This window comes from Salirhabdus euzebyi (assembly GCF_014207435.1).
Classification (GTDB): domain Bacteria; phylum Bacillota; class Bacilli; order Bacillales; family Alkalibacillaceae; genus Salirhabdus; species Salirhabdus euzebyi.
Genome location: NZ_JACHGH010000019.1, coordinates 15,293 through 29,796, shown reverse-complemented (window position 1 = coordinate 29,796; position 14,504 = coordinate 15,293). Strand labels below are relative to the sequence as shown.

General features: G+C 36.4%; 14 protein-coding genes. 10 read left to right on the top strand and 4 right to left on the bottom strand.

What is annotated here, in order from left to right:
- Positions 1-119 precede the first annotated feature (119 nt).
- The 3 genes from HNQ94_RS19000 to HNQ94_RS18990 all read left to right on the top strand — a co-directional run bounded on the left by HNQ94_RS19000 (position 120) and on the right by HNQ94_RS18990 (position 1,935).
- Complete coding sequence (locus HNQ94_RS19000) at positions 120-308, top strand: hypothetical protein (RefSeq protein WP_174497888.1); 189 nt, start codon at positions 120-122, stop codon at positions 306-308.
- A gap of 131 nt (positions 309-439) precedes the next feature.
- The gene (locus HNQ94_RS18995; protein WP_174497889.1) at positions 440-871 is read left to right on the top strand and encodes a BrxA/BrxB family bacilliredoxin; all 432 of its coding nucleotides are present in this window, start codon (positions 440-442) and stop codon (positions 869-871) included.
- Between the two features lie 80 nt (positions 872-951).
- A complete protein-coding gene (locus HNQ94_RS18990) occupies positions 952-1,935 on the top strand; it encodes an aromatic acid exporter family protein (protein ID WP_174497916.1) in 984 nt (327 codons plus the stop codon).
- Positions 1,936-2,010: 75 nt separating this feature from the next.
- On the opposite strand, the gene prli42 is transcribed toward HNQ94_RS18990, so the two are convergent.
- Positions 2,011-2,151, bottom strand: coding sequence for a stressosome-associated protein Prli42 (prli42, locus tag HNQ94_RS18985; protein WP_174497890.1), 141 nt, complete (start codon positions 2,149-2,151; stop codon positions 2,011-2,013).
- 150 nt (positions 2,152-2,301) lie between these two features.
- On the opposite strand from prli42, the gene HNQ94_RS18980 reads away from it, so the two are divergent.
- The 7 genes from HNQ94_RS18980 to HNQ94_RS18950 all read left to right on the top strand — a co-directional run bounded on the left by HNQ94_RS18980 (position 2,302) and on the right by HNQ94_RS18950 (position 11,492).
- Positions 2,302-3,954: an acyl-CoA mutase large subunit family protein gene (locus HNQ94_RS18980; RefSeq protein ID WP_174497891.1), complete on the top strand. Its 1,653-nt coding sequence runs from the start codon at positions 2,302-2,304 to the stop codon at positions 3,952-3,954.
- 26 nt (positions 3,955-3,980) lie between these two features.
- Entirely contained in the window at positions 3,981-4,799 is an 819-nt protein-coding gene (gene mce / locus HNQ94_RS18975; RefSeq protein ID WP_174497892.1) for a methylmalonyl-CoA epimerase, read from the top strand.
- A gap of 3 nt (positions 4,800-4,802) precedes the next feature.
- Positions 4,803-6,353 carry an acyl-CoA carboxylase subunit beta gene (locus HNQ94_RS18970; protein ID WP_174497893.1) on the top strand — a complete coding sequence of 517 codons (1,551 nt, stop codon included), beginning with the start codon at positions 4,803-4,805 and terminating at the stop codon, positions 6,351-6,353.
- A 41-nt stretch (positions 6,354-6,394) separates the two neighbouring features.
- Positions 6,395-7,522 (top strand): M20/M25/M40 family metallo-hydrolase, encoded by a 1,128-nt coding sequence (locus HNQ94_RS18965; protein ID WP_174497894.1) that lies wholly within the window; start codon positions 6,395-6,397, stop codon positions 7,520-7,522.
- Positions 7,523-7,742: 220 nt separating this feature from the next.
- Positions 7,743-9,002, top strand: coding sequence for a DNA polymerase IV (locus HNQ94_RS18960; RefSeq protein WP_174497895.1), 1,260 nt, complete (start codon positions 7,743-7,745; stop codon positions 9,000-9,002).
- 94 nt (positions 9,003-9,096) lie between these two features.
- Entirely contained in the window at positions 9,097-9,936 is an 840-nt protein-coding gene (locus tag HNQ94_RS18955; RefSeq protein WP_174497896.1) for an SDR family NAD(P)-dependent oxidoreductase, read from the top strand.
- The gene (locus HNQ94_RS18950; protein WP_217423897.1) at positions 9,936-11,492 is read left to right on the top strand and encodes an AMP-binding protein; all 1,557 of its coding nucleotides are present in this window, start codon (positions 9,936-9,938) and stop codon (positions 11,490-11,492) included. Before HNQ94_RS18955 ends, HNQ94_RS18950 begins: the two co-directional genes overlap by 1 nt.
- A 64-nt stretch (positions 11,493-11,556) precedes the next feature.
- Here the strand turns inward: HNQ94_RS18950 and HNQ94_RS18945 are convergent, their stop codons facing one another.
- From HNQ94_RS18945 to rnz, 3 genes are all read right to left on the bottom strand, one after another.
- Complete coding sequence (locus tag HNQ94_RS18945) at positions 11,557-12,012, bottom strand: GNAT family N-acetyltransferase (protein ID WP_174497897.1); 456 nt, start codon at positions 12,010-12,012, stop codon at positions 11,557-11,559.
- A 145-nt stretch (positions 12,013-12,157) separates the two neighbouring features.
- Complete coding sequence (locus tag HNQ94_RS18940; RefSeq protein ID WP_174497898.1) at positions 12,158-13,531, bottom strand: aldehyde dehydrogenase; 1,374 nt, start codon at positions 13,529-13,531, stop codon at positions 12,158-12,160.
- 16 nt (positions 13,532-13,547) lie between these two features.
- The gene (rnz, locus tag HNQ94_RS18935) at positions 13,548-14,462 is read right to left on the bottom strand and encodes a ribonuclease Z (RefSeq protein ID WP_174497899.1); all 915 of its coding nucleotides are present in this window, start codon (positions 14,460-14,462) and stop codon (positions 13,548-13,550) included.
- Positions 14,463-14,504: the final 42 nt, after the last annotated feature.

Sequence of the window (14,504 nt, the reverse complement as noted above, 5' to 3'; positions counted from 1 at the left end):
CAAAGTAATATCTAAAAAAGACTCCAAAAGAATGTGGCTTTGTTTTGTGTAATTCCTAAATATTACCCCTGGTGATTTCAACGATAATGGGAACCTTAATAGATGAGGGGGTGAAAGCTGTGAGAAATCGTAACTGGTTACCAATTGTCGCATCAGTTGGTATTGGTGCTGCAGCTTATTACAGTATGAGAAATGGACAAGGAATGGGCAAAATGGTGCAGAAATTTGCTCCTTTCGTTGCAGGAATGAATGGTGCCACACAAGGACAACAACAAAACAACACGTTACAATCTTCTAACATGCAGTAGCTAATATAGCTTATGCAGACCTCTTTGACTAGAGGTCTGCTTTTTTAACTTGCACATAGATTGAAAGCTTGGCGTAAAGTTGATAAGATGGACATAGGACTAAATTTTTTATAAAAAGGAGCTAATGTCTCATGGATTTTAGCATTTATATGGATGATGTTGTAGGAAAAGCAAGAGAAGAAATCAAAGCAGCTGGCTATTCAGAATTAAAAACACCGGAAGAAGTAGATGCAGCCTTGAATAAAAAAGGAACTGCTCTTGTAATGGTGAACTCTGTTTGTGGTTGTGCAGGTGGAATTGCAAGACCTGCTGCAGCTAATTCATTACATTTTGATAAGCGTCCGGAACATCTTTACACAGTGTTTGCTGGACAAGATCGAGAAGCGACTGCAAAAGCACGTGAATATTTTGAGGGGTATGAGCCTTCTTCTCCTTCTTTTGCATTATTGAAGGACGGTAAAATCGTGAAAATGGTGGAACGCCATGAAATCGAATCTTCTGAAGCTTATGAAGTCGTAAACCAATTGCAGGATTTATTTGAGAAATATTGTGAAGAAGTATAAGGAAGGAAAAAAGATGGTCGAGATGGCCATCTCTTTTTTCTATTAAGGGCTATGTTAAAAACTATAAAGGAGTTCTTTTTATCGTGAAAATCGGCTATCGTACTTTAAAAACAGCGATAGGTGCACCGATCGCTATCTTTATTGCACAACTTTTGCAATTAGATAATTACATATCTGCAGGTATCCTCACGATATTATGTATACAAGTAACGAGAAAAAGGTCTGTTTTAAGTGCATGGTACCGTTTTGCTGCATGTATGTTAGGCATGGCATTTTCTTTTCTTATTTTTGAAACACTCGGTTATGAACCTTATGCTATAGGCATTTTATTGTTTATTTTTATACCAGTTACGGTTATGTTAAAAATAACAGAGGGGATTGTAACGAGTTCTGTCATTATTTTGCACTTATATGGTGCAGGTTTCGTAACTTTTGAACTTCTTTTGAATGAAGTTGTTTTAATTTCTGTTGGTATCGGGACAGCACTCCTGCTTAACATGTATATGCCGAGCTTGGAAAGTGAATTAAAAAAAATGCAAGAGCAGGTTGAGGAAAACTTTCAAAAGATTCTGAAGGAAATTGCACACTTTCTAAGGACAGGTGATGAAAGTTGGACAGGAAAAGAGTTTACAGAAACTGCTTTTATATTGGATGAAGCCCTAGGATTGGCTTATCGGGATGTGGAAAATCATCTGTTACGTAGTCATCATCAGTTTTATCACTACTTTCAAATGAGAACAAAACAGTTTGAAATTTTAGAAAGAATACTTCCATTGATTAGTCGAATTCCAGAAGTAAGTAAACAATCAGTCAAAATTTCAACCTTTTTTTCTGAACTAGCAGAAGGCGTAAATCCTGGGAATACAGCGGTTATCTTTTTGCACCAATTAAAAGAGATAAGAGAGGAATTTAGGGAAGGGAGTTTACCTAGTACAAGAGAGGAATTCGAAGCTAGGGCTAATTTATTTACATTGTTAAATGAAATCGAACAATACCTAATTATTAAACGATCGTTCAAAAAAAGTGATGTAAAACCTCCTAAAAAAGAAGAAGTAACAGCTTAGTTGATGGTAATTTTCCCTACTATCTTCTTTAGAGAAAAAAACCCTTGTCCAAAGATGAACAAGGGTTTCATAACATTATAAAAACATGACAGCTCCAGCTAAAATAGAGCTTAAAATCATTGATAGTATCATAAGATAAATGACAAACTTTATACGTTTTTGTCTTTTAGAAACTCTTGGTTTTTCAGAAACTGTGTTGTTATTTTTCTTCGCCATCACAAGTACCCCCCTAGATTTTTCTCTTCTTATTTTACAAGGAAAAGAAAGATTGGACAAGTTAATATATTTATTGAACAATAGAAGTAGGAATATTACTAATTTTTCTAGAATTAATTTAGATTAGGGACGTTGATTAGGAGGATAGTTATGGGAAAAAATGAGTATGAAATACAAAAAGAAAAATGGGAGCAGGATGTACAAAAAGCTACGAATCGATTTCCTGAGCGAAAGGAAACCTTTACAACGAGCTCTGAAAAGGAAGTAGATCGCCTTTATATACCGGAACAGGAAGATGCAAATTATGTAGATAAACTTGGATTTCCTGGGCAATATCCATACACTCGAGGAATTCAACCTACTATGTATAGAAGCCGTTTTTGGACAATGCGTCAATATGCAGGTTTCGGATCGGCAAAAGAAACAAATAACCGCTTTCGCTATTTATTAGACCAAGGACAGACAGGTTTATCTGTAGCCTTTGATTTACCAACTCAAATTGGCTATGATTCTGATGATATGATGTCTGAAGGGGAAGTAGGAAAAGTAGGAGTAGCCATTGATACGTTAAAGGATATGGAGGATTTATTTGATTCCATTCCTTTAGATAAAGTTAGTACGTCGATGACAATTAATGCGCCTGCATCTGTCTTACTTTGCATGTATATTGCAGTTGGTGAGAAGCAAGGAGTTTCTAAAGAAAAGTTAACTGGAACGATTCAAAACGATATTTTAAAGGAATATATTGCAAGAGGTACATATATTTATCCACCAAAGCCGTCTATGCGCTTAATTACAAATATTTTTGCATACTGTCAACAATATGTACCTAAGTTTAACACGATAAGTATTTCTGGATATCACATTCGAGAAGCAGGTTCGACTGCTGTGCAAGAGCTTGCTTTTACCCTAGCAAACGGCATGGCTTATGTAGATGCTGCTTTAGCTAATGATTTAGAAATTGATAAATTTGCCCCACGCCTTGCCTTTTTCTTTAATGCACATAATAATTTCTTCGAAGAAATTGCGAAATTTAGAGCTGCAAGAAGAATTTGGGCGAAAATTATGAAAGAGCATTATGGTGCGAAAAGTGAAAAGAGCTGGAAGCTACGTTTTCATACTCAAACAGGGGGATCTACACTAACCGCACAGCAGCCCGATAACAATATTGTTCGTGTTACTATGCAAGCGCTTGCAGCTGTATTAGGTGGAACGCAGAGCCTTCACACGAATTCCCGTGATGAAGCATTGGCATTACCGACTGAAGAGTCTGCTCGTATTGCATTAAGAACCCAACAAATTATTGCACATGAAAGTGGCGTTGCTGACACAATTGATCCATTAGGTGGCTCGTATTATATCGAACAATTAACCGATGAAATGGAAGCAGAGGTTGAAAAGTATCTGGAAAAAATAAAAGACCTTGGTGGAGCAGTTCAAGCGGTTGAGGATGGGTATATGCAACGAGAAATTCATCAGGCAGCATATGAAGCACAAAAACGAATCGAAAAACAAGAAGATATAGTCGTTGGTATGAATAAGTTTCAATTAGAAGAAGAAGTTAATCCGGATTTACTTCGAGTAAATGAAAGATTAGAAATGGACCAAAAAGAAAGCTTGAAAACGATTAAAGAGAGCAGAAATCAAGCAGAGGTTACAACTTGTCTAGATAGGTTACGTAGGGCAGCACAAACAGAACATGAAAACTTAATGCCTTATATTTTAGATGCAGTTAAGGTATATGCTTCTATTGGGGAAATATGTAACATATTACGAGATGAATTCGGGGAATACACAGGATAATATCGTAAAAGGGGGAGTAGAAAAAGATGAGCAAAAAAATACGTGTGTTAGTAGCTAAACCTGGATTAGACGGTCATGACCGTGGAGCATTAATAATTGCGCAAGCTCTACGTGATCATGGGATGGAAGTTATTTATACTGGTTTGCGTCAATCACCTGCCCAAATTGCGCAGGCTGCCATACAAGAAGATGTTGATGTAGTAGGACTTTCATCTTTATCAGGAGCACATATGTCGTTATTTCCAAAAGTAGTGGACTTATTAAAAGAAAAAAATGCAGGGGATATACCCGTTGTTGGTGGGGGCGTTATTCCTGCTGAGGACATTCCTATTTTAGAAGAAAAAGGAGTCAAAAAGGTGTTTACACCGGGTACGTCTACAGATGTCGTTGCTTCTTATATTAAACAGCTTGTTTATGGAACAGAACTAACTGAACCACCATCCAAAATTGCGCATATAGGAATAGCGGTAAAATCCATTGAAAATTCCTTGCATTTTTATCACAACGTTTTAGGCTTGAAATTATTAGGTATGGAGGAAGTCCCTTCAGAACAAGTAAAAGTAGCCTTTTTCGGAATTGGAGAATCTTCCATTGAACTATTAGAGCCCCTTTCAGATGATTCTGTTATTGCAAAATATATAGAGAAAAAGGGCGAAGGGATTCACCATATAGCTTTTGAAGTGAAAGAGCTTGCGGAAAGACTAAAAGTTTATCAAGAGCAGCAAGTTCCACTTATTCATGAAACTCCAAAGGAAGGAGCACATGGTTCCCAAATTGCCTTCCTCCATCCGAAAGCAGCAAATGGTGTTTTATTTGAACTATGTGAGCATAAAAAGGAGGATTAATAGGTGGATATATTTGATAAAATTAATGAATTATACGATAAGCGTAGAAGAGTAGAATTAGGTGGTGGAGATGAAAAGATTCAAAAGCAACGAGAAAAAGGCAAGATGACGGCAAGAGAGCGAATCAATTATTTACTAGATGAAGGTTCTTTTGTGGAATTGAATCCTTTTATGGAGCACCGTACGAATGACTTTGGAATGAACAACAAGCCTGCACCAGGAGAGGGAGTTGTCACTGGTTACGGTAAAATTAGTGGACGTGCTGTCTATTTGTTTGCACAAGACTTTACGGTTTTTGGTGGGGCACTTGGTGAAATGCATGCGAAAAAAATTGCTGCTGTTATGGACTTAGCAGCAAAGAATGGAACCCCCTTTATCGGACTTAATGACTCTGGTGGAGCTAGAATTCAGGAAGGTGTTGCTTCATTGGATGGATATGGACAAGTTTTTTATCGGAATTCTATTTATTCAGGAGTAATCCCACAAATTTCGGTTATTATGGGGCCATGTGCAGGAGGAGCCGTATATTCCCCTGCTATTACTGACTTCTTAATTATGGTAGAAAAAACATCCCAAATGTTTATTACAGGTCCCAAAGTTATTGAAACGGTAACAGGGGAGAAAATTACTTCAGAGGATTTAGGGGGAGCAGAAGTACATAATAAGAAAAGCGGAAATGCCCATTTGCGAGCTGAAAATGAAGAAAAAGCTTTGGATTATGTGAAGAAGCTAATTCCTTATCTTCCTTCTAATAATGAGGAAAAAGTGCCGATTATAAAACTAAATGAGGATAAAGAAGACTATTTAGAAAATATAACAGACTTGATTCCGTTTGACCCAATTCGCCCTTACGATGTTAGAACGATAATTAATGAGGTTGTCGATATCGATTCCTTTTTTGAAATCCATCCCGATTTTGCAAAAAATATTGTGGTTGGTTTCGCAAGAATAAAAGGAAGATCAGTTGGCCTCGTTTGTAATCAGCCGAAATATCTTGCGGGTGGACTAGATATCGATTCGAGTGATAAAGCAGCTCGATTTATCAGGTTCTGTGATGCATTTAATATTCCGATTATTACTTTTGAGGATGTAACAGGCTTTTTCCCTGGGATAAAACAGGAGCATGGTGGAATTATTAGACACGGAGCCAAAATTTTATATGCCTATTCAGAAGCAACAGTTCCAAAAATAACTGTCATTACAAGAAAAGCATATGGTGGGGCTTACGTTGCATTAAATAGTAAATCAATTGGAGCAGACCTGGTCTATGCTTGGCCGAATGCAGAAATTGCTGTAATGGGTCCTGAAGGTGCTGCTAATATCATATTTGCTCGGGATATAAAAGATAGTGACAATGCAGATCAAACTCGTCTTGAAAAAATTTCAGAGTACAGAGAAAAGTTCGCTAATCCTTATGTAGCAGCAGGGCTTGGAATGGTAGATGATGTAATCGATCCAAGGGAAACAAGAATGGCCCTCATCCGTTCGTTGGAAATGCTGGAAGATAAAAAGGAAGATCGTCCAAAAAGAAAGCATGGAAATATTCCGTTATAATAACAATAGACTATAGTGACATAAGGGAGGAATTTATAAATATGCCAGAAGTGAATCAAGACAGATTAGTGGATGAATTCCTAGAGCTTATTCAAGTGGATTCAGAGACAAAAAATGAAGCTAAAATAGCCGAAGTTTTGAAAGGAAAATTTTCTAAGCTTGGTTTAGAAATAAAAGAAGATAACGCAAAAGAACAAACAGGGTTCGGTGCCAATAACCTTATTTGCACCTTGAAAGGAACGAAGGAAGGCGTTGATACGATTTATTTTACTTCACATATGGATACAGTAGTTCCTGGAGTTGGAGTAAAGCCTTCCATAAAAGATGGTTATATTGTTACGGATGGAACTACCATTTTAGGAGCTGATGACAAAGCTGGTCTTGCAGCTATGTTAGAAGCAATCCGCGTTATTAAAGAAGAAAAAATCCAACACGGTGACATTCAATTTGTTATTACGGTTGGAGAAGAGTCTGGTCTAGTAGGGGCACGTGCTTTAGATGCATCGCTTATTACTGCAAAATATGGTTATGCAATAGATAGTGATGGGAGAGTTGGGAACATCGTTGTAGCAGCTCCAACTCAAGCCAAAATTAACACGATTATTAAAGGGAAAACGGCTCATGCAGGAGTAGCACCTGAAAAAGGTGTATCAGCTATTACAATTGCAGCAAAAGCTATTTCCAAAATGCCATTAGGAAGAATAGATAAGGAAACGACAGCTAACATTGGTCGATTTGAAGGTGGAAGAGCAACTAACATTGTTTGTGATCATGTGGAAATTTTAGCTGAAGCAAGGTCACTCGTTCCAGAAAAGATGGAGGAACAGGTTGCTAAAATGAAGAAAGCTTTTGAGGAAACAGCAGAAGCAATGGGGGGTAAAGCAGAGGTTGAAGTGAAAATTATGTACCCAGGCTTCAAACATCAAGCGGGTGACGAAGTAGTAGAAGTAGCAAGAAAAGCTGCCGAAAAAATTGGGCGTAAAAGTGAGCTTCTTCAAAGTGGTGGCGGAAGTGATGCAAATGTTATTGCTGGTTTTGGTATACCGACAGTTAATCTGTCCGTCGGATATGAAGAAATCCATACGACAAGCGAAAAAATGCCGATTAGTGAACTAGTTAAGGTTGCGGAATTTATTACGGCAATTGTAGATGAAGCGGCGAACCAATAAGCGTGTAACCAAAGGAAGGAGACTATTAGTCCACTTTCCTTTGGTTTTTTCGTATCTATGGAATGTTAAAACTATCGATGGATATTACCTATAAATCAATGTTTACTCTATTCGGAGCATTAATGCAAAAATTATGATGAGTAAAATCTACATGTCTATGAAATATGATAAAATATAGGAAATGAAATTAGAACAAACGTTTCCTGAGCAGGTGTTAAATATGTCGAAGCGATTCCCTACAAATGGAAGAGTCATTTTTCATGTCGATATGAATAGTTTTTATGCATCGGTCGAAGCTGCCTATAATCCTGATTTAAAGGGGAAGCCCTTAGCTATTGCTGGTAATCCGGAACAACGAAAAGGGATTATCATTACAAGTAGCTATGAAGCAAGGGCAAAGGGAGTTAAGACAACGATGCCTCTTTGGCAAGCAAAAGAATTGTGTCCAGGATTAAGGGTTCTAACACCTAATTTTGATCGATACCGGGAAGCTTCTAGTCAAATGTTTCAAATTTTAGCCGAAATAACCCCTTTTGTACAACCGGTCTCTATTGATGAAGGATATATGGACATTACAGAGTGCGCAGAATTAGGTACCCCTGTTGAAATTGCTGAAATGATTCAGCAAAAGATTAAAAATGAGCTTGATCTTCCGTGTAGTATAGGAATTGCACCGAATAAATTTTTAGCCAAAATGGCATCTGATATGAAAAAACCAATGGGAATTACAGTTCTAAGAAAAAGGGAATTACCTACTAAATTATGGCCAATGCCGATTAATGAAATGTATGGAGTTGGAGAGAAAACAGCGGACAAATTAAGGAAGATTGATATAAACACAATTGGAGATTTGGCCAAAGCGGATTCCTATCATTTAAAGCATTTACTTGGGATTAACGGAGAACGTCTACAAAATCGCGCAAATGGCTATGATCCAAGACCTGTAGATCCTGAAGCCGTAAGTGATTTTAAAAGTATTGGGAACTCACAGACATTACCTTATGATACGACTGATGAAAGGGAAATAGAGGCACTATTACATTCCTTGTCTGAAAAAGTAGCAGAGAGAATGAAAAGAAAGTCTGTTGTTTCAGAAAATATACAGGTTATGATTCGTTATCATGACCGAAAAACAATTACAAGAAGTAACCAGTTACATGACTATGTGGAATTAAGTGAGGATATCTTTCATATAGCTTCAACTTTGTTTTTTGCCAACTGGAACGGTAAACCAATTCGTCTATTAGGAGTTACCGCGCAGCATTTAACAGAAAAAGAAGAAATGACAAAGCAGTTAGACTTATTTACGTATGAAAACGAAGCGAAAAATGAAAAACTTTACGATGTGGTCAGTCAATTAAGTGATAAATATGGCAAAAATATTTTTAAGAAAAATAAATCTTATGAAAATAAATCTTCGGTATCAACGAGTTTTCAGAAGGACTTTTTGGATGATTATAAAACGAAGAAAAAGAAATAAAATACATGATCCCATCAGGGTTATAGGTTGATATGTATGTAGTTACATAACATAGAAAGTATGATTGTCATTTCAAAGAAAAATAGGTGTAAATATGCAAAGTTATCGTTTTATAGAGTCCTGTTTGTTTTTACCGACTTACTTAAATAATAAGAAGTTAGAGGAGTACATCGTTGGAAAATCTGTACTAATAACTGGTGCGAGTTCGGGAATTGGGAAGCAATTAGCCTTTCAGTTAGCAAACATAAGTTGCCATTTAATTTTGGTTGCCAGAAGAGGTGAAGAACTTTCCAAGATCAAAAATGAATTGCAAACGAGAGCTGCAACCGTAAGTATTTTTCAAGCTGACCTTAGAAATGAGGAAGAGATGGAAGATTTCCTCTCATTTCTTCATGGGCTACCAGATGGTATAGATATCGTAGTTAGTAATGCAGGTTTATCTATTAAGCGTTCCATCTATGAATCTTTAGATCGATATCATGATTTTACACGAACGATGGCAATTAATTATTTTGCACCAGTAAAATTACTATTATCTATTATTCCTCTTCTTAAAAAAAGTCATGGACACATAATTAATATATCGACAGTAAATGCTCTGTTAGCACCTGTTCCATATTTCGCATCTTATCAGGCATCCAAATCTGCTTTTGATGTCTGGCTTAGGTCTGTTTCATCTGAGCTAAGAGCTGAAGGGATATCAACAACAACCATTTATTTACCTTTAGTAAGAACTCCTATGATTCAACCAACCACTTCTTATCGCAATATGCCAGCCATGTTACCAAGTCATGTTGCTAAAATCATTTGTAAATCTATGTATACACAAAAAAAGAAGTATCAACCATGGTGGTTACTATTTGGCCAATTAGCATCTGTTTTTTTACATGCGTTCTGGGATTTATCCAATAAGCGTTCAAAAGGAGAAAAGTAATGAGAATAATAAAGCTGATATATGTTTTATATAAAATTAAATTACTATCTCCATTAGGATTGTATCGGTTAATGGTTGCTATATATAAGTGTGGATTTAATTTAATGACTCTATTACATTTTGCAGAAAAGAAGTTTGCAAAACAACTTGCGTTAGTTGATGATGATGAAACAATTAGTTTTCAACAACTTTTAGCACAATCGAATCAGCTTTCCTGTTGTCTAAAAGAAGAGGTTCATCTTCATGGCGGACAGAAAGTTGGTTTTTTGTGTAGAAACCACGCTTCTCTTGTAAAATCTATTTTTGCTGTTTCTAGATTGGGAGCGGATGTTTATCTATTAAATACGGAAATTAGCAGTGAGCAGTTAAATGAAATGATAACTCGTCATGATTTTGATTTGTTCATATATGACATTGAATTAAGTGCTTTAATTGAACAATCTCATTATTCTAAAGAAAAAGTATTCAGTTATCATCATTCTTTACCAGCTATAAACAACTTTTTGAATAGAGGTGACCTTGAAAATAAGTCCTTACCAAGGATTTCTTCAGGGAAAATTATTCTACAAACAAGCGGTTCCACAGGTATTTCGAAGGATGCTTCACATAAGCCCTCATTATTTAACTATTTAAGTCCATTCATGACATTTATCAAGCGATTAAAGATATTACATTATCAGACTGTCTATATAGCTACTCCTATCTATCACGGTTATGGGATTGCCGTTATCCTTTTATTCCTTACTTTAGGTAAAAAATCAGTAATCACTAAAAGGTTCGATGCTAATAAAGCATGTAGGCTAATACGTGACCATGAAATTGAAGTTATCACCGTCGTTCCATCAATGCTACAAAAGATATTAAGAGAGGATACGGAAGCTTTAAAATCTATTGCTTGTATTGCTTCAGGTGGTGCAAAGCTTAGGTCAAAACTTGTGGAGGAGACTTTTCATGAATTGGGAGAAGTCCTGTACAATCTATATGGCACTTCAGAGGCTGGCTTGAATTTCATCGCAACACCACAAGATTTGTTGTATTCCTCATCTACAGTGGGCAGAAAAATAAATGGTGTGAAGTTGAAGGTACTAGATGAGAACATGAATGAGGTTGATGATAGAAAGATAGGACAGTTATGTATTCAAAATAAATGGTCAATAAGTAATAAAAACAATCCATGGATCAAAACTGGTGATTTAGGTTACAAAGACGATAATGGTTATTATTTTTTAAGTGGACGAACAGATGATATGGTCATTTCAGGTGGTGAAAATGTTTATCCAATTGAAGTGGAACAAGTGTTAATTAACCACTCCTTAATTGAGGATGTTGTGGTTATAGGAGTTAATGATGAACAATTTGGACAAAGGTTGAAAGCATTTGTACTTCCAATAAAAGATGTTAATCTTACAGAAGAAGCACTACTTGAATGGATACGTCTAAGAGTTGCCAGATTCCAAGTACCAAAAGAAATTAAATTTGTGGAGAATATTCCGTACAATGAATTGGGCAAATTGGATAAAAAACAACTTATAAAAGAAAATAATTGGCAGGTCTGAAACCGGTGTTGAACCGATAAATGCCTGCCAATTTTTGCTTTCTTCTTCTTGTAAAATAAAATTATTACGTAGTGGGAATCTTTTTTATCTCCCAATAAAACATATCGTCATGTGTTTTTGTTTTAGTCATACCTATCTTTTCTAACACTTTTATTGATGGTATGTTATCTTGCAGGCAGTCCGCTGTGACTATTTCCACGTTTTGTTGGAAAGCCCAATCGATAAGACCTCGAACAGCTTCAGTTGCAATTCCCTTCCCTTGATACGTCGGATGAACACCATATCCAATGTCAACAGTATGATGATCATTAGGCTTTCCTTTGAAGCCAATATCCCCAATGACGGTATTACTTTCTTTATCCACAACAAACCACACTCCCCAGCCAAGCATGGAAGGGTCATTTTGTAATTGGCTTAAATAGAAAGAAATGTGGTCCCCAAGTTCATAATTACCTGAAAAAATATCTACAATTTCTGGTGTTACCGCTTTTAGTGTTAGTCTGTTCGTTTCAATTTCCATTTTATTTTTGCTCCTAATCGTTTAATCTTCTTGATTATAAACGGGAAATAGTTTGTTAGCTATAGAATTTTTGTAAACGATAGTATACTAATTTTATGACATAAAAAAAGCGATACAGGGAACGTCCACCTGTATCGTTACTAAACTACTTCTTCTTTAACACTTTTTTCAATATTTTTAATCCCATTTTTGATCCAGGATAGCGGAAAGACAAATCGAAAGAAGTTGTTTGCTTTGTAACACTTTTTTTGTGGGAAAAAGTATCAAAGGAATATTTCCCATGGTAACCACCTATTCCACTACTTCCAACTCCACCAAATGGTAAGTGCGGATTAGCAAAATGCATCATTGTATCATTGATGCATCCTCCACCGTAGGTTATATTTTTTATAATCCATTCTTGATTTTGACTATTCTCAGAAAAATAGTAGAGTGCTAAAGGTTTAGGTGCTTTACGTACCGCAGCCTGCACTTCTTTTAAATTTGTAAAGGTAAACACTGGCAAAATCGGACCGAAAATCTCGTCCTGCATAACGGGTGTATCCCAGTCTAAACAATCCATAACAGTAGGACTAATGGTTAGTTTGTCCTTATCTACTTGACCACCAATTCGTATCGTACCATCCTGTAAATAGGCTGTTAAGCGGTCAAAATGATTTGCATTTACTATTTTCGTATATTCCTTGTTTTCTAGTGCATTTTCCCCGTACAAAGTTTCAATTGCATGCTGTAGCTTTTCAATAAAGAGTTCTTTAATATCTTCGTGAACGTACACGTAGTCGGGGGCAATGCAAGTTTGACCTGCATTCGTATATTTTCCCCAAGCGATACGTCTAGCAGCTATATCTAGTTTAGCATCTTTATCTACTATACATGGACTTTTCCCGCCTAACTCTAATGTGACAGGAGTTAAGTGTTTGCTAGCGGCTTCCATGACGATTTTTCCAACTGGAACACTACCAGTAAAGAAAATATAGTCAAAAGGCTGGGCAAGGAGCTCTGTGCTTACCTCTTTGTCTCCTTCTACAACCGTAATATAGTTCTCATCAAATGTTTCTTTTATCATAGTAGCAATTAACCGAGAAACAGTAGGAGTAAATTCAGATGGTTTGATAATGGCACAGTTACCAGCTGCAATAGCACCGATGAGTGGAGCCATAATTAATTGATATGGATAATTCCATGGCCCTATAATGAGTGTTACACCATAAGGATCACTATAAATATAGTTTTTCGACCCTTTATGAGAAAAAGGGGTTTTCACCTTTTGGGGCTTCATCCACTCTGCTAAATTCCTTATCGTATCAGCAAGCTCAGCGTTAATGTATGCAATTTCCGTTGCAAAACTTTCATATTCTGATTTATTTAAGTCTTTTTTTAGTGCTGCAAAAATGTCCTTTTCATAACGTTCTATTATTTTTTGTAGCTTTTTTAACTGATGTAAGCGAAAGGTATGGGTTAACGTTTTACTCTCTTGAAACATCTTTTTTTGTCTACTTACTAAATTGCTTATATCCATTCTCTTCACCCCTTATTTAAATCTTTATTTGATCAAAGTCATTTACAATGATTGTGTTTGGGAAAATTTCTTTTACTTTATCGTGTATTTTAGGCATATCCTCTTCTTGGTAGCGTGAAGAGATATGATTTAATATTAGCTTATTAACATTGGCTTTGGAAGCAAGTATTGCTGCTTGCTCAGCCGTTGAATGATAGTAATCGTGTGCCATCGCTCCCTCCTCGGGTGCAAAAGTTGCTTCATGTATTAATAAATCAGTCCCATTCACAAAAGGGATAAGTTCTTCGGAGTAGCGAGTATCCCCAAATATAGTGAGTACTTTTCCTTTTTTAGGTGGACCAACGAAATCCTTACGAAACAATACTTTCCCATCTGCTAGGGTAACGCAATCTTGGTCTTTTAATTGTTTATATATAGGTCCAGGCATGATACCTTTGTCCCTTAGCTTATTAGGTAATAACTCACCAATTTGATCTTTCTCCTCAATTTTGTATCCAAAAGAGGGAATACCATGGTACAACCTCTTTGCCGTCACTTTCAACTGCTTATCATCAAAAACAATACCTTCACTTATTTCTTTTATATGAATGGGGTAAGTAAGGTTGGTACAGCTAATACGTAAGGAAGTATGGATATATTCTTCTATACCTTTTGGACCATAAATTTCTAATGGTGTAGTTCCTCCCTGAAAAGAACGGCTACCTAATAGCCCTGGAAGGCCAAAAATATGATCCCCATGTAAATGAGTAATAAAAATTTTTTCTATCTTTCGAGGCTTAATACTTGTATGTAAAATTTGGTGCTGGGTAGCCTCTCCACAATCAAAAAGCCACACCGTTCCTCGTTCCTGCAGCATTTGTAGAGCAAAGGAAGAAACATTCCTTTTTTTGGAAGGTACACCAGATCCTGTTCCAAGAAAATATAAATCCATTTTAATTCCTCCTATAAAACGTTAGCTGCATAAACAGGTGAT

Coding starts and splice junctions, on each gene's coding strand:
- HNQ94_RS18950 (WP_217423897.1), top strand. CDS start 9,936: ATGAGAATAATAAAGCTGATATATGTTTTATATAAAATTAAATTACTA.
- HNQ94_RS18955 (WP_174497896.1), top strand. CDS start 9,097: ATGCAAAGTTATCGTTTTATAGAGTCCTGTTTGTTTTTACCGACTTAC.
- HNQ94_RS18980 (WP_174497891.1), top strand. CDS start 2,302: ATGGGAAAAAATGAGTATGAAATACAAAAAGAAAAATGGGAGCAGGAT.
- rnz (WP_174497899.1), bottom strand. CDS start 14,462: ATGGATTTATATTTTCTTGGAACAGGATCTGGTGTACCTTCCAAAAAA.
- HNQ94_RS18995 (WP_174497889.1), top strand. CDS start 440: ATGGATTTTAGCATTTATATGGATGATGTTGTAGGAAAAGCAAGAGAA.
- HNQ94_RS18965 (WP_174497894.1), top strand. CDS start 6,395: ATGCCAGAAGTGAATCAAGACAGATTAGTGGATGAATTCCTAGAGCTT.
- mce (WP_174497892.1), top strand. CDS start 3,981: ATGAGCAAAAAAATACGTGTGTTAGTAGCTAAACCTGGATTAGACGGT.
- HNQ94_RS18960 (WP_174497895.1), top strand. CDS start 7,743: ATGTCGAAGCGATTCCCTACAAATGGAAGAGTCATTTTTCATGTCGAT.
- HNQ94_RS18940 (WP_174497898.1), bottom strand. CDS start 13,531: ATGGATATAAGCAATTTAGTAAGTAGACAAAAAAAGATGTTTCAAGAG.
- prli42 (WP_174497890.1), bottom strand. CDS start 2,151: ATGGCGAAGAAAAATAACAACACAGTTTCTGAAAAACCAAGAGTTTCT.
- HNQ94_RS18945 (WP_174497897.1), bottom strand. CDS start 12,012: ATGGAAATTGAAACGAACAGACTAACACTAAAAGCGGTAACACCAGAA.